Raw genomic sequence first — 17,355 nt, 5'->3', positions numbered from 1 at the left:
CTATCTCAAAGCCTGGTATTTCGATTTCGGCGCACATGTCACCAAGGATCAGTTGCTGGCGGAAATCGATGCTCCCGATCTCGACGCCCAGCTTGCGGCAGCCAAGGCGAAATTCAACTCCGCCGAGGCGCTGGTCAAGGTGCGGGAGGCCGAGCGCGCGTTCGCCGAGACGACCTACGCGCGCTGGCGTGAATCGCCGAAAGGCGTGGTGTCCGAACAGGAGACTGAGTCTAAGAAAGCGGAGTTCGGCAGCGCCGATGCTCGCTACAAGGCCGCCGTGGCCGAGGCCAATGTCAACCAGAGCGAGGTTGACCGCCTTACAGCTCTTGAGCACTTCAAGCGCATCAGGGCGCCTTTCGACGGCATCGTGACCCAGCGCAACACCGACGTCGGCGCGTTGATCAACGCCGGCAGCGGTGTCGGTGGCGGCACCGGACCGCAGCTTTTCAAGGTTGCCGACGTGCATGAGATGCGGGTGTTCGTTCAGGTGCCGCAGGAAATGTCGGCGAATATGCGGGCCGGGCTGACCGCCGAAATGACCCTGCCGCAATATCCGGACAGGACCTTCAAGGCGGTCGTGTCGACGACGTCGCAGGCCATCAACAAGTCCTCGCGGACCCTGCTCGTCGAGTTGCATTCCGCCAATACCGACAACCTGCTGCAGCCGGGCACGTTTGCTCAAGTGCGTTTCAATCTGGCCGACAGCCCGGGGACGATACGCATCCCGACCAGTGCGCTGATCTTCCGTGAACATGGAGCGCAACTTGCCATTGTCGGTCCCGGCGACAAGATCGAAATGAAGTCGGTGAAGCTTGGTCGCAACCTCGGAACGGAGTTCGAGGTGTTGAGTGGGCTGTCGCTGAACGATACGGTCGTCAACAGTCCGCCGGATTCATTGTCGGAGGGCGAACAGGTCAGGGTGGCGAAGGACACCCCCCCGGCTCCCGCGCATGAGGCGGCGGTGAAATGAGCGAGGCCGGGGGGCATTTCAACAGGGAACCGACCTCAAAAGCCACCGCACGGATTGACGGCGCGCGGTCGACGCATCCAAATCAATGGCGTGCGCTATCTTGCGCCCGCGGGGAGCAGTTTGCGGTGTCTGGATTAGGTGCATGAGAATACGTCGTTTCGCATGCTTGGTCGCATGTGCGGGGGCCCTTGGTGGCTGCGCGCTCGGCCCGGACTATTTCACGCCAGATGCCGCCATTCCTGCGAGCTTCACCGTCCCGCCGGCCGGCAGCGGGGGGCAATCGGGCGGCAACGGCGATCACTGGCAATGGTGGCGGACGCTGCGCGATCCGCATCTCAACCGCCTCATCGACCTTGCGATCCAGAACAATCTCGACCTCAAGATCGCGTTGGATCGCTTGCAACAGGCGCGATTGCAACTGGTCGTGATCGGCGCGCAAGCGGTGCCGCAGCTCAATGGCAGCGCCGGCGGCGGCGTCGGCACCGGAACCGATGAGACCAAGGGCAGGGCTGCGCAAGCCCTGCGCGACGGCGACAACAGCACGGGTCTGAAGAAGGTCAGCGCGATCGGCGGTCTCGACGCGGAATGGGAGATCGATTTCTTCGGCAAGGTTGCGCGCCGCCTCGAATCGCAGGTCTATACCGCGGAGGCTTTGAAAGAGGCGCGCGACTGGGTTTATGTCGTGATCGCCGCCGACGTCGCCCGCTTGTATTTCGATTTGCGCGCGCGGCAGGAACGGCTGCAGATTCTTTATCGTGACATCGAAGCGTCGCGTAAGGTGCTCGATCTGGCGCAGACCCGTCTCGATCGCGGCCTGACCAACGAGCTGGATGTGCTGCTGGCCAAGCGTCAGGTCGAGACCCTGCAGGCCGATGTCGAGCCGCTCAAGGCGCTGATCGAAGCCAACGGCTACGCGATCGCAGTTCTGCTCGGCGAATATCCGGAAGCGATTGCTCGCGACCTGCGCCGTCCTGGCGCGGTGCCGCGCCTGCCGCCCCGGGCGCCAGTCGGCACGCCAGTCGATCTGTTGCGCCGTCGTCCGGATATCCGCGAGGCCGAGCGCTTCCTGGCTGCCGCCGTCGCCGAGATCGGCGCGCGGACTGCCGACCTGTTCCCGAGCGTGGCCATTACCGCCGGCGGAGGTGCCCAGACCGGTCCCCGATCCGGTTCGACGATTCCGATCACCTGGATCGGCTCGGTGGGACCGACGTTGAGCGCACCAATTCTCGACTTTGGCGCGCTCGATGCCAAGATCGAGATCGCCGACTATCGGGCGCATGAGCTTGCCTCTGTCTACAAGCAGACGATTCTGGTCGCAGTGCAGCAAGTCGACGAAGCCAACGCCTCGTATCAGGGTTACCGGCAAAGCGTGCGCAGCCTCGACACCGCGATCGACGCGGCGCGTCAGGCTACCAAGGTGGCTACCGAGCGTTACGACCGCGGCCTGACCGACTTTCTCAACGTGCTCGACGCTGAACGGCAGCAGTTCGCGCTGGAACAGCAGCGCGCCGAGGTGGTACGGCTTGCAGGCGACAGTTTCGTGGCGCTCTATAAAGCGCTGGGCGGCGGCTGGCCGCCGGACGAGATCATTCCGCCGGTCAGGCACCCCGATCCGGCGGTGGTTGCAGCCGTCAAGCGTCTGGCACAGGACCCGCCGCATGCGAGGCCGCCATTGCCGCCTCCGGGGATGACCCCCTGACGAAGCAAGGAGCAGGCCTTTGACGACGAAGCCTGAGGCTCATCCCAAGTCCATTCTCCTCGTCGAGGACGAGAAGGAGATGGCGGACGAGATCAAGGGCGAACTCGAAGGCAAGGGCTACGTCGTCCGCCAAGCCTCGATTGCGGAGGCTGCGGACGCGGCGCGGGTCGGGGACATCGCCATGATGATCATGGATCGGATCGTGTTCGGCGAGGACAGCCTCGTGACGCTTGAGGCCCTGCGCAAGGAAGGCGTCAAGGTGCCGGTCCTGGTCATCTCAGCCTTGTCTTCCGTCGACGAGAAAGTGAAGGGGCTGAAGGCCGGTGGCGACGACTACCTGACCAAGCCGTTTGCGATGGTCGAACTCTCGGCGCGGGTCGAAGCGATGCTGCGCCGGCTCGATGACGTGCGCATCACCAAATTGCGGGTCGGCGATCTCGAAATGGACCTGATCGAGAAGACCGTGTATCGCGGCGGCAACAAGATAGAGCTGTTGCCGCGCGAGTTTCGCCTTTTGGAATATTTTCTACGCCACCCTGGACGGGTCATCACCCGAGCCATGCTGCTGCAGGAGGTCTGGCAGTATCATTTTTCGCTCGAGACCAACGTCGTCGACGTCCATATCAGCAACCTGCGGAAGAAGATCGATACCAAGGGCATGCCCTCGCTGATCGTGAATATCCGCGGAGCAGGCTTCATGCTGCATGCGAATGCTTGAATTTTTCCGCTCGTCGGCAGTGCGCGTCGCGCTTGCCTTCGTGTTCGTCACGACCTTGGCAACCACGGTGGTGTTCGGCCTGGTGTACTTGCGGATCGGCGAAGCCAACGAAGCCAGAAACCGGCTCATCCTGGAAACCGAAGCGGCCAAGAGCGCCAACCGGTCGGTCGAGGAGCTGAGAAACGCCTTCGAGGTCAGGCTGACCAATGATTTGCGGCGCATCGATTATGCCGCCCTGTTCGATTCGAACCGCAAGCCGATGTTCGGCAATATCGATGCCCTGCCGGCAATTCCGGTGGATGGCAAGGCGCACTTCGTTCCGGCGACCCGCGCGCCGGGTAGCGATAACCGGCTGGAGCCGGTCATTTTCGTCGCGCTGCAGCGTCCCGACGGCAACATCATGTTGCTCGGCCGCAGTCTGCTGGAGACCTTGGCTTTCCGCCGCATCGTGCAAAGCGCGCTGGTGTCAGGCTTGGCGCCGATGCTGTTGCTGGCGCTTGCGATCGGCGCCTACTTCGCCCGCCGCTCGTCGCGCCGCCTCACGACCATCCACGACGCCATCGCGCGGATCATGAAAGGCGACACGGATTTGCGGCTGCCGGTCGGTTCGGGGCGCGATCCGATTGCGCAGATATCGCGGGACGTCAACCTGATGCTGGACGAGATCGGCCGCCTGTTGGTGCAGCTCAAGGGTGTCGGCGACAACATCGCGCACGACCTGCGCAGCCCGCTTGCCGTCGTTCACGCCCAGCTCGAACGTGGGCTCGAGAGTTCAAGCGACGAACAATTGCGCATGGCGGCGAAGCAGGCGCTCGCCCACATCGACAAGGCCATGTTGACGGTGGCGGCGCTGTTGCGCCTTGCCGACGTCGAATACCATCCGAAATCGCGCAACTTCCAGTCGATCGATCTGTCGGCGATCTGCGCCGACCTGTTCGAGTTCTACGAGCCGCTCGCCGAGTCGAAATCGATCAAGATGACGCTGCAGACCCAGTCGCCGGTTCAGATCCAAGGCGACGGTGACCTGATGCGCGAGGCGGTATCGAACCTGATCGGCAATGCCATCAAGTTCACGCCCGACAATGGCTGCGTCAGCATCTCGGTGACGAGGGAAGACGGGCTGCCGGTGGTGAGGGTTCGCGACAATGGTATCGGCGTCGAGCCGGCGGAGCGTGACCAGATATTCAAACGCTTCTATCGCACCTCGAGCGGTCATCGCGTTCCCGGCAGCGGCCTTGGCCTGAGCATCGCCGCCGCGATCGCCAACCTGCATGAATTCGATCTGCGCTTTAATGACAATAATCCGGGCGCCGTGTTCGAAATGGTCGGACGCAGGCGATAGGCCGCGCCGTCGGATCCGGTAACAATCTGTTAACCAAGAATTGGCAAAGCTCGACGCAGCTACTTCACAAAATTTCAGCCGACCTGCTGCCTCCGACGATGACGCCCCCGAATCAGATCTCACCGCCCGCGAGCGCTTCAGCAGCTAACGACACCCCCGGCTCGATCGCCCAGCAGCAACTGCGTCTGGGCCTTGCTCTGTACAGGGAAGGAAAGGCTACGGACGCCATCGCCGCGTTTCAGCAGGGGCTGCTCGATGCCGAAAAGAGCGGGATGGAATCGACCGAGACGGTATCCGAATTGCACGCCCGGCTCGGCAATGTCGCAGCCGCGTGCGGCGACGTTCAGCTCGCCAGCGAGAATTATCAGGCGGCATTGACGATCGCGCCGCACCTGACCAATTGCTGGTGCAGCTTTGCCGACCTTCATCTGAGATGCGGGCAGCACCAAAGCGCGATCGAGCTCTATCTTCAGGCGCTGCGGCTCAATCCGCGGCATTGGGCGGCGCGCGCCAACCTGGTCCAGGCGCTGATGGCGGGCAAGCAACACCTCGTTGCCAAGGCGATCCTGATCGAGCTGAAGGGCGAACGCCCGCAGGATGCGCGTATTCACCATCTGCTTGGCAAGGCGCTGTTCGAACTGAACGAGATCGAGCCGGCGATCGCAAGTTTTCAGGAGGCGGTCGTCCTCAATCCGCAGGACGCCGAAAGCCTCAACTGGATCGGAGCGCTGAAGCAGGCGGCCGGTGACGAAAGGGCGGCACAAACCGCCTATGCGGAGGCGGCGCGGATCGAACCGTTGATCCGGCGCCCCGCTGTGCAGCAACCGGCGGAATTTCGTGTGCTGGCGCTCTATGCGCCGTTCGGGGGCAATACGCCGACCGAGTATCTGTTTCAGGACGCGTTCTTCGATACCGACACGCTCGCGCTGTTTCCCGAGCGCGAATACGACACGGCCGCGCTCGGTGAGAATATCCACCTTGTGATCAATCTGGTGTCCGACGCCGATCAGACCGGGGCCCTGTTGCCGCTCGCGGCCGACCTGGTCGATCGGCTCGGTCTGCCGACCCTGAACCATCCGCGCCGGATCGCGCAAACGACGCGCGATGCGGTTGCCGCATTGCTTGGCGGAATCCCGCACTGCCGCGTTCCGCAGGCGTTGCGGCTGCCGGCCGGGGCCGATTGTTCCGAAGCGGCGCTCAAGGCGCTTTTGCCGTTCACGTCGAGCTGTCTGGCGCGACCCGTGGGCACCCATGGCGGCGACGACTTCGAAAAGGTCGAAGACCTTGCGGGCCTGTCGGCGTTCCTGTCGCAGCGGCCGGACCACGACCACTATCTGATCGAATACATTGACTATCTTTCCGCCGACGGTTATTTCCGGAAATACCGATTCATCTTCGTCGACGATCAAATCCTGCCCTATCACCTGTGCATCGGTCGCGACTGGAAGCTGCATCATATCAATACCGACATGGCCCATCACGCGTGGATGCAGCAGGAAGAAGCGGCGTTCCTGAATCAATCCGCGGCGGTGTTCGGGCCAGCGCAGATGCAGGCGCTGCAGGACATTCGCGCCCGCATGGGACTTGATTATTGCGGCATCGATTGCGGCCTTGATCGCGACGGCAACGTCGTGGTGTTCGAGGTCAACGCCTCGATGCTGGTCCACGCCCGCAACGAAGGCTTTTTGTACAAGACGCCGGCGGTGGAGCGCATCAAGCGCGCTTATGATGCGATGCTGCGGAAACTGGCCAGGCCGCGCTAAAATCTCATCGCGAGGAGGCGCGTCTTCGCGCGCTTCGGACGATTTTTGCATCGCCGGGAAAACCATGAAGCCCCGATTTCTTATCCTTCGAGACGCCGCGAACGCGGCTCCTCAGGATGAGGAGGAACGCCAGCTGTGGGCGGCTCGTCTATTTCAGTTCCTGCGCCTGCAACAGCACCGATAACGTGCCCTGGCTGAGCCGCCCGGATGGATCGCGCGGCCTGCGGTTGGCTGTCTCGATCTCGGGAAAGTTCTGCGGCGGAAGCCGGACCTGCATCGCTTGTGCGGATGTGCCGGTTTCGCGTGCCTCGGTGGTCTCGTCGAGTTCGCCGAGCAGGCCGACGCCGAGGCGACGCTTCTTCTCGGCCTTCCTGGGCTTCAGCGGCGGCGTATAAATGATCGGTGGCAGTGTGTGATGTTTTGACATGTCTCATGGCCTTCGTGAGCAAACCCACGCAACCGACACACCCCCCAAGATCAGCCAAGCAAGCCTCAGGCCAGATAAATTAGCCTTGTAAATCAACGCCCAATAGTGCGGGCGCCGTTAAGTGCCCGGCAAGCTTTGCCTGTCGGGCACGCGCGAAGACCGGAATGTAGGTTCTAGCTGCGCACCTTGCGGCCTTCGATCGGATATTGCGGATCGTTGTAGCCCGGCGTCGAGGGATGGCCGGTGGCGACAAGGCGGTCGATCAAGGCTTCGTCCTCCGCGGTGAAGCGATAGTCGAGCGCCCGGACGTAATCGTCCCACTGCTCCTCGGTGCGGGGACCTGCCACCACGCCGGTGACGAAGGCAGAGTTGAGCACCCAGCCGACCGCGAACTGACCGGCGGTGATGCCGCGCGCCTCCGCATGTTTGCGCACTTCCTGCGCCAGTTGCAGGGATTCCGGCCGCCACTCCGTCTGCATCATGCGGGTATCGCTGCGTCCTGCGCGGGTGCCGGCGTCGGGCGCGGCATCCACCTTGTACTTGCCGGTAAGCACGCCGCGCGCGAGCGGGCTGTAGGCGACGATACCGAGCCCATAATAATGGCAGGCGGGAATGTGTTCGACTTCCGGCATGCGGTTCATCGCGTTGTAGTAGGGCTGGCTCACGATCGGCCGGTCGATGCCAAGATCGTCGCAGATGTTGCAGATTTCGGCGACGCGCCAGGAGCGATAGTTCGAGACGCCGAAATAGCGCACCTTGCCCTGCCTGATCAGTTCGCCCATCGCCCGCACGGTCTCGGCAAGCGGCGTCGCATGGTCTTCCTTGTGCAGGTAGTAGATGTCGATGTAGTCGGTACCGAGCCGCCGCAGGCTTTCGTCGGCCGCTTGCATCACCCAGCGCCGCGACAGGCCGCCCCGGTTGGGATCATCCCCCATCTGGTTGGCGAGCTTTGTCGCCAGCACCCAGCCCGGGCGATTGTTGGAAATCGCGCGGCCGACCACCGTCTCCGAGCCGCCGCTCGAATAGGCGTCAGCTGTGTCGATGAAGTTCACGCCGGCCTCGCGCGCTTTCGCGATGATCCGAGTCGATGTCGCTTCATCGGTCGGGCCGCCGAACATCATGGTGCCGAGGCAGATCGGTGAAACCTTGAGGCCGCTGCGGCCGAGCTGACGATACTCCACGTGGCGCTCCTTTCGATGAGATCAGGAATTATCTTTCAGGATCTTGAACACGCCGCTCGCTGTGGCGACGATCCGCCCTTCCGCCACCACCTCGGCGGTGGTGAAAATCAGCGTGTGGGTTACGCGCACCACGCGCGCCTTCGCGATCAGAAGCTCCCCGATCTGGCCGGCGTCGACGAAGTGCACGTCCATTTGAACCGTGGCGAGAGTCGGTCGCCCCGAAACCTTGCGCGCGACCATGCCTGAGGCACGGTCGGCCAGCGTCATCAACACACCGCCCTGAACGCGGTTGCGGCGGTTATGATGCTTGTGCTCGGCGAGGATCGCGTATTCGTGATTGCCGTCCACGAAGCGCTCCCACAAGGGACCGACGAGGTTCAGAAATCCACTGGTTTCGACCGCGCTCCAGCCCGCCGCTCTGAGCTTTTCGTAGGCCGGTTCTGTCGTCATCGGACGCTTTCTTTGGAGGGAAGCTTTTGGTGCGATTGCGCGGACTTTCTTCAATCGATCGTGGTTCCTAGTCAAGCGTCGCCTTGCGAAGGGCTCTTCTTTCGACCACGATGGCAAAAAAGGGAATAATCGGGAGGTCTGCCATGCGCGGTGTGAGCGCGTTGCTTGCTCAATTGCTGGTCGCGCTTGGCATCGCCGGCGTTGCCGGCGCGCAAACCTATCCCAGCCGCACCATCACGATGGTGGTGCCGTTTCCGCCGGGAGGTTCGACCTCGCTGGTCGGCCGCGTCATCGCCGACAAGATGAGCCAGTTGCTCGGCCAGAGCATCGTCGTCGACAACAGAGGCGGGGCGGGCGGCACGGTCGGCGCCAAGACGGTCGCAAAAAGCGAACCGGACGGTTACACGCTGATGGTCGGCTATACCGGCACGCTCGCGATCGCGCCCTCGCTCTACCGAAACGCCGGCTATGATCCACGGATAGATTTTGTGCCGATCGGCATGATCGGCAGCGCGCCCTCTTCGCTGGTGGTGCATCCGTCGTTCCCCGCGAAGACCGTCGCCGAACTGGTGGCCTACGCCAAGGCCAACCCGGGCAAGGTCAATTTCGGCTCCGCCGGCATTGGCACCGTTGGCCATATCACCGGGGAATATTTTGCGCGGGCGACCGGTATTTCGATCGTTCACATTCCCTACAAGGGGACGGGACCCGCCGTCAGCGATCTGTTGGGCGGACATATTCCGGTGAGCTTCTCGCCGGTCGCCGCAACTGCCGGAAACGTCAAGGCGGGTCTGCTGCGCGGTCTCGCCGTGACGTCGATCCGCCGCAACCAATTATTGCCCGACGTGCCGACAATGGTCGAAGCCGGCGTAACCGGATTCGATGCCGTGCTGGCCTATGGTCTGGTGGCGCCGGCGGGGACGCCGCGCCCGATCATCGACAAGCTCAGTGCGGCGCTGCAAGCCGCGCTCGCTTCCGATGAGGTAAAAAAGCAGCTCGCGCTTGACGGAACCGAGATCACGCCGAGCACGCCGGAACAATATGCCGATTTTATCGACCGGGATGAAAGGAAATGGTCGGAGCTGGTGAAAGCGAGCGGCGTCGAACCGGAGTGAGGGTGGCCTTTCACGAAAAAAGCCGTTCCCGGCCCGCGCCTCGATGCTCTAAAATCAACCCATGTTCCTTGAAAAAATGATTCGTTGTCGCGCCGCCTGGTTGACGCTTGCCCTGACATTTGCGGTGTCGCCGGCGCGGGCCATCGATCGCGCGCCATCTCCGGCCGACGCCATGGCTCAGGCCTCGCCGCTGACGGTCGGGGAATATCGCCGTCTGCTCGCCGAATATCAGCAAGCCCGTGCCGCATTCGAGGAACAAGCGAGCGCCTATTGGAATGCGATCGCCGAGAAGCGGCGCGGACGCAACGCCAAGCGGCGCGAGCATATTCCGCTCACGCTCGACGATTATGTGCTGACGCAGCCGCCGATCTATACGGGACCCAAGCGGCCGGTGAATCCAGAACCCGAGGAGCCGGAAGCAAGGCCGCCACGCAAGGCCATCCCGGTTGTCGGCGATCTCCTGCAAGCCGCCAACGAGCACTACCAGTGGTCGCCGCAAAAGCCGGCGAGCGAGCTCGAGTTCAAGCGCGCCTATGCACGCTACGCGTTGGCCGCAGGTCTTACGCGCGAGCAGGCGGTGCGTGTCTATTCGTTCGAGACCGGCGGCACCGGCAATTACGATGTGCAGGCGGGTATCGAGCACGGCGGCCGGCGCGCGATCTCGACCGCGATCGGTTACAATCAGCTGCTGACGACCAATAGCATCGAGCTGCTTGCCGAAAAGGGACCTGAGCTGGTCCGCGAACTCTCGCAGCAAGCGGCCGCCTCGTCAGGTCCGCGCCGCGAGGCGATGGATCGCAAGGTCGCGGTGCTGAAAAAGATGGTCGCTTATGCGCGTTCGGTACCGGACGATTGGTCGGCTCATCAGAAACTCGCCGATACGCCGCAGGGCTGGGCGCTGCATGCCATGGTGCTCGATATCGACGTCGGTCCGATGCTGCAAACCCACAAGCTCCTGACCTCGGTCATTTTCGCGCGCGCCAAGGGTTACACCCGCCCACTGACCGCCGCTGAACTTGAGATGATGAATCTCACCGGGGACGGCACCGGGCTCGACATGGTGACGATGCCGCAGGCGATGCGCGAGCAGGTGCCGACCTCGAATTTCTTTCAGCGCAGCGGTTACGAGCGCAACCCGGTCGCGATCCGCCACAATACCGTCGCCAAGCTGCTCGCGATCACCGACAGCCGCATGGATGCCAACAGCGGCCTGCCGGGCGCCAGGGAGTTGGCGGCGGCGTTTTGATGTGAGATCCGGTCTTCTTTCCCTCTCCCCTTGCGGGAGAGGGTGGCGAAATAGAGCAAAGCGAGATTTCGCCGGGTGAGGGGTTCGCCTCCGCCGCAAGAGGCCCCTCATCCGCCCTCGCTTCGCGAGGGCACCTTCTCCCGCAAGGGAGAAGGTAGAATGGTCAATTCGCGCCGAACATGAATTTGCCGTCGTCGAGATACGGGCCGGTGCGCATATAGAGCTGCCCGTTGTGCCCGATGAAGAACAGCGTGCCCTTCGGCACTTTCTTGGCGCCCTTCAGCAGCACGCCGGCATTGCTGGTTCCCATCTTGTAGACGTGGGTCTTGCCGTCCTTGTCGTAGGCATAGCCCATGTCCGGCTTCAAATCCCACACCGCCGGTTCCTCGGCGAAGGCTGGCGACGACAATGCGGCGAGCATGCCTGCCGCGATCAGCGGCTTGATCAGAAATCGTGTCATGTCTTCATATCCTCCCCAGGATGTCCCGCCGTCTCACGCAGCGCATGCGTTTTGAACAAATCACGAACGATGTTAGGTCGTCAACACGATGCGATATGAGACCTGCGAACGCCAATGACTTTGTCATTTCCTGCCTTGCACTTCACGACTATCTTTCGTAGCGGGCGGATTGCAGGAAACGTTTTGGGGACTGACGGGATGAAGCATTTATTGAAAATCGCTGTTGGCGTGGCGCTCTTTCTACCATTCGCGGACGCAGCGCGCGCCGACGACTACAAGCTCTCGAACAACCAGCGCATTTCCTGCAGCCGCGGCCTGATGGCCGGCAAATTGAACACCGCGACCTGCAAGTCCTACGCTTATGTCTTCAACACCAAGACATCGGAATATTTCCGCTGTCAGGTGTCGCTGGCGCTGACGCGCGACAACAAGGAAGTCATCAACGTGCAGACCGATGGCGGTTGCACCAAGAAGCCGCGGGTTTTCGATACCGACTCGACCTATTCTTTCGACGCCACCGAGACCGAGCCGCCGAACACCAACTCGTTCTTCGGGCCGGGCGGCTATTCGATCTGGGTCAGCGACAATACCAAGCAGAAGGTCCGCGGCTGCATCACCATCTCTTCGGGGCTGGGTTCGGACATTTCGAAATGTCTCGACATGACGTTCCAGTGAGCGCGGTCTGACCGGCACATGCCACGTCTTCGGCCCGCGCGACTCTGCCGGTCCTGGCTCCTGCTGGAAGGCGCCAACGAGGCCGTGCTTTCCGCTGCGCCGAAAAGCGGCGCCGACGTCCTGATCCAGGAGCTGGAAGACTTCACGCCGCCGGAACTGCGCCCCGCGGCGCGCGCTCTGGCGCCCGATCTCTATGCCGCCTGGCGCGCCGCGGGCCGGATGGTTGGCGTTCGCGTCAATCCGCTCGATCAGGACGGCATGGACGATCTCGCCGCCGTGATGCGGGGCGCCCCCGACATCGTCGGCTTGCCGAAAGTGGCCGAGCCGTTTCATGTCACGCGGCTCGATGAAGCGGTAACACGGTTCGAGCGCGACTATGGCATTCCCGAGGGCTCGACCGCGCTGTTACCGAACATCGAGTTTGCCCGCGGTCTGGTGCAAACCGGCGTGATCGCCAAAGCGAGCCGGCGCACCGCGGCCTGCCTGATGGCTTCCGAAGACATGGCCGCCGATCTCGGCGCCGAGCGCGGGCCGGACGGCGCCGAACTCGCTTATTGCCGCCAGCGCTTTCTGGTCGAATGCGTCGCCGCCGGTGTGGTCGCGGTCGATTGTCCCTATACGTTCAGCGATGCCGACGGCGTTGTGCGGGACACGCGCTGGGCGCGGCGGCTTGGCTATGTCGCCAAGAGCTTGGTCGATCCCGCGCATGCGCCAATCGTCAACGGCATCCTGTCGCCGAGCGCAGACGAAGTCCGGCGCGCCGAACGTCTCGTCGTGGCGTTCGACTCCGCGCGGGCGGCGGGGCAGGGACGGGTCGAGCTTGACGGGGCGCTGGTCGAAATGCCGGCTTATATGACCGCCAAACGCCTGCTCGCCCGTCACCAGGCCATGCAGGCATTCGAGCGGGGCGACTGAATGTAATTCAGCGGGCTGCGAGTTGAATTCGTACTCCCTCCCCCTGAAAGGGGGAGGGCTGGGGGCCCTACACCAAACAAGGCAACGACGAAAAGTGACCCCTCCCGCCGCGCCGTGAGCGCGTCGACCTCCCTCTTTCAGGGGAGGTGAAGGTGCCACTGTTTTCGTCAGTTCAAATCGCAGGCGCTCAATGCCCCATCCGCGCCGAGGCCGGATGGCCCGGCACCTTGAAGCGCTTGCCGGTGTCGGTGACCTTGGTGCCGTTGACTTTCAGGATCGAGAAATCCTGATCCAGATAATTTCCAGCGAGCAGGTATTTGCCATCGGGCGTGAACGCGACCGCCTCGGGCAAGCCGCCGACCTCGATGTCCTGGGTCTTGGTGACCTTCTTGCCGTCGATCTTCAGGATCGAGAGGCTGCCGTTCTTCTGGTGGAAGTAGGCGTTCTTCTGGTTCGACCCGCGCAGGATCGCGGCGACCGCCACATCGCCCTTGGGCGACACCGCAAGTCCTTCCGGTCCGTCGCCGACCACGACGCGGTCGATGATCCGCGGCGGATTGGCTTCAAGATCGATCACGCTCGTGGTGTCGACGCTGCCGTCGGAGGCGCCGGAATTGCCGTTGTCCGAGGTCAGCGCGATCTTGCTGTTCGGGGTCACCACGACGTTGTAGGGCCACTGGCCGGTCGGCAGGTCGACCTTGTTGTAGGTCACCTTGTCGCCGCTGACGTCGAGCACGGAGACCTTGTGCGCGGGGAAGCGCACCGCCAGCGCATGCTTGCCGTCAGGCGTGAAGATCGCGTGGGCAACGCTGTCGGGGAAGGTGATGGTATCGGTGATCTTCACATCGGTGCCGTTGACCGACAACACGCTGACCGAATTGTCGGCGCGGTTGGCGACCAGCGCCATCTTGCCCGATGGGCTGAAGCTCAGTCCCGATGGCTGCTTGCCGCCGGTGATGGTGGCTGCAAGCTTCGGCGGGTTCGCCTTCATGTCGATGACGAAAATCTGGTTGTTCGGCACCTGCTTCAGCGCGTCGCCGTCCTTCACGACGTCGACCGAATTGGCGACCAGCGCCACCGAGCCGCTCGGATCGATGTCGAGGTTGACGGGCGGGCCGACCACGGAATTCTCCAGCGGCAGCGTGGCCACGATCTTCGGCTCTTCAGGATTGGCGAGATCGACGATCAGAACGGAATCCTTGCCCGGCGCGGACAGGACCGTCTTGCCGTCATTGTCCCACAGCACCTTCTCGTCGAGGCCGACGATCATGAACGGCTTGGCCTGGGCGCAAGTGATCGCCGCGCCGCACAGCATCGTGGTCGCGAGCGCAAATCCAACGTGACGAAAGACAGACATCAGGTGTTCTCCCCAGAACTGGATCAAGGCCGGCCTCTCACCGGGCCGGTTCGCGGGGGGACATTACGCGGGGAACCCTGTCCTTGCTAGTCTCGCGGCTTCGACCTTGGTATGGCGCGGTCTCGGGCATCAGCATGGTGAACAAACCGAGGCCGATGGCGGCCACGGCCGCGAGAAACAGGAAGGCAGCGTCGTAGCCGGCATGAACCACGATGAAGCCGGCAACACCGGTGCTCAGCGCCGCGCCAATCCCCGTTGCGGTCGCGATCGCGCCCTGGCTGACATTGAAATGGCCGGTGCCGTGGGTGAGGTCGGCGACAACAAGCGGAAACAGCGCACCGAAAATCCCGGCGCCGACGCCGTCGAGCAGCTGGACCGACAACAGCCAATAGGGATTGTCGGAAACCGGATAGAGCGCGCCGCGCAGCGCCAGCACCGCGAGCGCCGCGGCAAAGATCGGCTTGCGTCCCCACGCATCCGCCTTGCGGCCGACGAGAATCGCGAACGGGACCATCACGATCTGGGCTGCAATGATGCACACCGACATCAGCGTGGTGCCGAGGTTGCGGTTGACGAGCACGAGTTTCTGGCCGACCAGCGGCAACATCGCCGCATTGGCAAAATGAAACAGCACGGTCGCAGCCGCGAAGATCAGCAGCGGTTGGCAGCTCAGCAGCACGCGATAGCCAGAAGGCTGGTCGCGCAAGGCGGCATCGTCGGCCGCTGCATGGTCAAAGCCGCGCGCGATCTGGTCGTCGATCGCCTGGCGTGGAATCGACAGTGTCGCCGCCACGCTTGCCAGCGCCATTGCGGCGATCAGCCAGAACACCGTCACGGGTCCGTAGAAATAGGCCGAAAGTCCGGCGATGGCGGCGGCCGTGGCATTGCCGGCGTGATTGAACGCTTCGTTGCGGCCGGTGCGCGCGGCAAAAGCAGAGAGCCCGACGATGCCGAGCGACAGCGCGGCAATGCCCGGCGCAAAGATGCTGCCGGCGGCATGCGCCAGCACTTGCGTCGCTGCGACGGCGGCGAATTGATCGATGAAGGGTAGCGCAAGGCTCGCCGCGGTGACGCCGATCGCTGCTGCAACCATGAGGGCGCGTTTGGCGCGGCTGCGGTCGATCAGGGCGCCGGCCGGCGTCTGCGCCAGGATACCGGCGAGCGCTGCCAGCGACATCACCGCGCCGATGCTGGCCTCGTCCCACTTCCGTTCGGTCAGGAGATAGATCGCAAGATAGGGGCCAAGGCCGTCGCGCACATCGGCAAGAAAGAAGTTCAGCGCATCCAGCTTGCGCTCCACGCCTCTGTCAGCCTGCCGCAAGCTTTGCTCCCGTGATCGGCTCTCAACAAGCGAGATCAGCCCGTGGTTCCCTGTCATCGCAATTGAAAGGTTGACCACAGGCTTTGGCCCGGCCAATTTCCGGCAAATGTTTGAGGGAGGTGCGGCGTGGGGCGTCTGGACGGCAAGACAGCGATCGTGGTCGGCGCGGGATCGATCGGGCCCGGCTGGGGCAATGGCAAGGCGACCGCGGTCACTTTTGCGCGCGAGGGAGCGCGGGTGTTTTGCGTCGACCGCAATGCCGCGGCGGCCGCCGAGACCGCCGGGATCATCGAGAAAGAAGGCGGCCACGCCACCGCGTTTGCCGCCGACGCCTCGCGCGGTGAGGAGATCGCCGCGATGGTGGCCGCCTGCCGCAAGACCTATGGCCGCATCGACGTGCTCGACAACAATGTCGGCATCGCCGAGACCGGCAGCGTCGTGGACGTCGCCGAGGCGGACTGGGACCGGGTCTTCGCCGTCAACCTCAAGAGCGCCTATCTCGCCATGAAGCACGTCATCCCGGTCATGGTGTCGCAGGGCGGCGGCTCGATCATCAATATCTCTTCAATTGCCTCGATACGTCACCTCGGCATTTCCTACGTCACCTATGCAACGACCAAGGCTGCGATGAATCAGATGACGCGCACGACGGCGGTCGAATTCGCCGCCCAGGGGGTTCGCGTCAATGCGATTCTGCCCGGCCTGATGAAGACGCCGATGGTGGAGCATTCGGCGGGCCTTGCCGCCAGCTACGCCAAAGGCGACGTGGAAGCGATGTGGCGTGCCCGCGACGCGCAGGTGCCGATGGGTCACATGGGCGATGCCTGGGACGTCGCCAACGCAGCGTTGTTTCTTGCCTCCGACGAATCGAGATATGTCACTGGCATCGAACTCGTCGTCGACGGCGGAATCACGCTGAAGGTGACGTAACGATTGTCTTGCGTTCCCCGGATGCTGCGCAGCATGATTGGGTCGCCGCGTGCGACCCAATCATATGATGCGCTGCTGATCCGGGGTCTACGGTTCGAGGGTGTAGGTCCCGGCTCTGCGGAGCAGCGTGAAGAACGCTGCGCCGCGTCCGAGACACGAGAGCGGATAGTTGATGCGACATTATGTAATTATCGTTCTGCTGGCACTCGCCATTGCCGGCATGACGTTGTGCGGCAGCGTGCGTGCCGCGCCCGTCGAGCCGACAGGCGAGCAGATCGATTCGGCGCCGTGCATGGCGGCGCTCACCGCGGCCGACGACGACAGGATCATTGCCTCCTGCGGTGCGGTGATCGGTAACGACAAGGCACCGAAGGCGGAACGTATCAAGGCGGCGGTGGCGCGTGCGGCCGCCTATGACCGCAGGGGCGAGATCGACCGCGCGATCGGCGATGACGATATCGCGCTGCGGCTCGATCCGACGCAGGCCGAGGTGTTCAACGCCCGTGGCGAGTTGTTTCGAAAAAAGGGCGACCGCGTCCACGCGCTCTCCGATTTCGGCACGGCGGTCAAGATCGATCCGGGCAATGCGCTGGCGCGGGCCAACTACAAGGCGCTGTCGCTCGAGATCGAGCGTATCGGCGCGATGATGGCGGTCAACAACAAGCCGAGCTTCAATTGCGCCAACGCCAGGCGTCCGGTCGAAAAGGCGATCTGCGGCAATCCGGAACTCGCCAATCTCGACCGCGAGATCAACGCCGTGAATACCAAGGTGGTGCGCGAGGCGGC

General features: G+C 63.2%; 17 protein-coding genes. 11 read left to right on the top strand and 6 right to left on the bottom strand.

Annotated elements, in window-relative coordinates; translation table 11 throughout:
• The 5 genes from VFL62_RS18260 to VFL62_RS18240 form a co-directional block, all read left to right on the top strand.
• A partial coding sequence (locus tag VFL62_RS18260) for an efflux RND transporter periplasmic adaptor subunit (protein WP_325173782.1) occupies positions 1-970 on the top strand: 970 nt, incomplete at its 5' end.
• Between the two features lie 142 nt (positions 971-1,112).
• Positions 1,113-2,669: an efflux transporter outer membrane subunit gene (locus tag VFL62_RS18255; protein WP_325173781.1), complete on the top strand. Its 1,557-nt coding sequence runs from the start codon at positions 1,113-1,115 to the stop codon at positions 2,667-2,669.
• 19 nt (positions 2,670-2,688) lie between these two features.
• Complete coding sequence (locus VFL62_RS18250) at positions 2,689-3,387, top strand: response regulator transcription factor (protein ID WP_325173780.1); 699 nt, start codon at positions 2,689-2,691, stop codon at positions 3,385-3,387.
• A complete protein-coding gene (locus VFL62_RS18245) occupies positions 3,380-4,729 on the top strand; it encodes a HAMP domain-containing sensor histidine kinase (RefSeq protein ID WP_325173779.1) in 1,350 nt (449 codons plus the stop codon). The genes VFL62_RS18250 and VFL62_RS18245 overlap by 8 nt, the downstream gene beginning before the upstream one ends.
• A gap of 98 nt (positions 4,730-4,827) precedes the next feature.
• A complete protein-coding gene (locus VFL62_RS18240) occupies positions 4,828-6,492 on the top strand; it encodes a tetratricopeptide repeat protein (protein WP_325173778.1) in 1,665 nt (554 codons plus the stop codon).
• Between the two features lie 148 nt (positions 6,493-6,640).
• On the opposite strand, the gene VFL62_RS18235 is transcribed toward VFL62_RS18240, so the two are convergent.
• The 3 genes from VFL62_RS18235 to VFL62_RS18225 all read right to left on the bottom strand — a co-directional run bounded on the left by VFL62_RS18235 (position 6,641) and on the right by VFL62_RS18225 (position 8,550).
• Positions 6,641-6,919: a hypothetical protein gene (locus tag VFL62_RS18235; RefSeq protein ID WP_325173777.1), complete on the bottom strand. Its 279-nt coding sequence runs from the start codon at positions 6,917-6,919 to the stop codon at positions 6,641-6,643.
• Positions 6,920-7,092: 173 nt separating this feature from the next.
• Positions 7,093-8,100: an aldo/keto reductase gene (locus tag VFL62_RS18230; protein ID WP_325173776.1), complete on the bottom strand. Its 1,008-nt coding sequence runs from the start codon at positions 8,098-8,100 to the stop codon at positions 7,093-7,095.
• 21 nt (positions 8,101-8,121) lie between these two features.
• The gene (locus VFL62_RS18225) at positions 8,122-8,550 is read right to left on the bottom strand and encodes a PaaI family thioesterase (RefSeq protein WP_325173775.1); all 429 of its coding nucleotides are present in this window, start codon (positions 8,548-8,550) and stop codon (positions 8,122-8,124) included.
• Between the two features lie 143 nt (positions 8,551-8,693).
• Between VFL62_RS18225 and VFL62_RS18220 the strand changes: the two genes are divergently transcribed.
• Positions 8,694-9,665 (top strand): tripartite tricarboxylate transporter substrate binding protein, encoded by a 972-nt coding sequence (locus VFL62_RS18220; protein ID WP_325173774.1) that lies wholly within the window; start codon positions 8,694-8,696, stop codon positions 9,663-9,665.
• Positions 9,666-9,726: 61 nt separating this feature from the next.
• Positions 9,727-10,911 (top strand): hypothetical protein, encoded by a 1,185-nt coding sequence (locus VFL62_RS18215; protein ID WP_325173773.1) that lies wholly within the window; start codon positions 9,727-9,729, stop codon positions 10,909-10,911.
• Between the two features lie 163 nt (positions 10,912-11,074).
• Here the strand turns inward: VFL62_RS18215 and VFL62_RS18210 are convergent, their stop codons facing one another.
• Positions 11,075-11,371, bottom strand: coding sequence for a hypothetical protein (locus VFL62_RS18210; RefSeq protein WP_325173772.1), 297 nt, complete (start codon positions 11,369-11,371; stop codon positions 11,075-11,077).
• A gap of 198 nt (positions 11,372-11,569) precedes the next feature.
• On the opposite strand from VFL62_RS18210, the gene VFL62_RS18205 reads away from it, so the two are divergent.
• Both VFL62_RS18205 and VFL62_RS18200 read left to right on the top strand, forming a co-directional pair.
• Positions 11,570-12,046, top strand: coding sequence for a hypothetical protein (locus VFL62_RS18205; RefSeq protein ID WP_325173771.1), 477 nt, complete (start codon positions 11,570-11,572; stop codon positions 12,044-12,046).
• A gap of 18 nt (positions 12,047-12,064) precedes the next feature.
• Entirely contained in the window at positions 12,065-12,961 is an 897-nt protein-coding gene (locus VFL62_RS18200; RefSeq protein WP_325173770.1) for a CoA ester lyase, read from the top strand.
• Between the two features lie 187 nt (positions 12,962-13,148).
• Here VFL62_RS18200 and VFL62_RS18195 read toward each other — a convergent pair whose 3' ends face one another.
• Together VFL62_RS18195 and VFL62_RS18190 are read right to left on the bottom strand one after the other, a co-directional pair.
• On the bottom strand, positions 13,149-14,318 hold the full coding sequence (locus tag VFL62_RS18195; protein WP_325173769.1) for a beta-propeller fold lactonase family protein: 1,170 nt from the start codon (positions 14,316-14,318) through the stop codon (positions 13,149-13,151).
• Positions 14,319-14,355: 37 nt separating this feature from the next.
• Positions 14,356-15,696 (bottom strand): MFS transporter, encoded by a 1,341-nt coding sequence (locus VFL62_RS18190; protein WP_414644763.1) that lies wholly within the window; start codon positions 15,694-15,696, stop codon positions 14,356-14,358.
• A gap of 69 nt (positions 15,697-15,765) precedes the next feature.
• On the opposite strand from VFL62_RS18190, the gene VFL62_RS18185 reads away from it, so the two are divergent.
• Positions 15,766-16,569, top strand: coding sequence for a glucose 1-dehydrogenase (locus tag VFL62_RS18185; protein ID WP_325173767.1), 804 nt, complete (start codon positions 15,766-15,768; stop codon positions 16,567-16,569).
• Positions 16,570-16,741: 172 nt separating this feature from the next.
• Positions 16,742-17,355: hypothetical protein (locus VFL62_RS18180; protein ID WP_325173766.1), on the top strand; the 614-nt coding region annotated here is incomplete at its 3' end.

The sequence above is a fragment of the Bradyrhizobium sp. genome (assembly GCF_035701725.1).
Taxonomy (GTDB): domain Bacteria; phylum Pseudomonadota; class Alphaproteobacteria; order Rhizobiales; family Xanthobacteraceae; genus Bradyrhizobium.
The sequence above is the reverse complement of the archived record's forward strand: the minus strand, read 5'-3'. Positions and strand labels throughout refer to the sequence as shown.

Coding starts and splice junctions, on each gene's coding strand:
- VFL62_RS18255 (WP_325173781.1), top strand. CDS start 1,113: ATGAGAATACGTCGTTTCGCATGCTTGGTCGCATGTGCGGGGGCCCTT.
- VFL62_RS18245 (WP_325173779.1), top strand. CDS start 3,380: ATGCTTGAATTTTTCCGCTCGTCGGCAGTGCGCGTCGCGCTTGCCTTC.
- VFL62_RS18240 (WP_325173778.1), top strand. CDS start 4,828: ATGACGCCCCCGAATCAGATCTCACCGCCCGCGAGCGCTTCAGCAGCT.
- VFL62_RS18235 (WP_325173777.1), bottom strand. CDS start 6,919: ATGTCAAAACATCACACACTGCCACCGATCATTTATACGCCGCCGCTG.
- VFL62_RS18225 (WP_325173775.1), bottom strand. CDS start 8,550: ATGACGACAGAACCGGCCTACGAAAAGCTCAGAGCGGCGGGCTGGAGC.
- VFL62_RS18220 (WP_325173774.1), top strand. CDS start 8,694: ATGCGCGGTGTGAGCGCGTTGCTTGCTCAATTGCTGGTCGCGCTTGGC.
- VFL62_RS18215 (WP_325173773.1), top strand. CDS start 9,727: ATGTTCCTTGAAAAAATGATTCGTTGTCGCGCCGCCTGGTTGACGCTT.
- VFL62_RS18210 (WP_325173772.1), bottom strand. CDS start 11,371: ATGACACGATTTCTGATCAAGCCGCTGATCGCGGCAGGCATGCTCGCC.
- VFL62_RS18205 (WP_325173771.1), top strand. CDS start 11,570: ATGAAGCATTTATTGAAAATCGCTGTTGGCGTGGCGCTCTTTCTACCA.
- VFL62_RS18200 (WP_325173770.1), top strand. CDS start 12,065: ATGCCACGTCTTCGGCCCGCGCGACTCTGCCGGTCCTGGCTCCTGCTG.
- VFL62_RS18195 (WP_325173769.1), bottom strand. CDS start 14,318: ATGTCTGTCTTTCGTCACGTTGGATTTGCGCTCGCGACCACGATGCTG.
- VFL62_RS18190 (WP_414644763.1), bottom strand. CDS start 15,696: ATGACAGGGAACCACGGGCTGATCTCGCTTGTTGAGAGCCGATCACGG.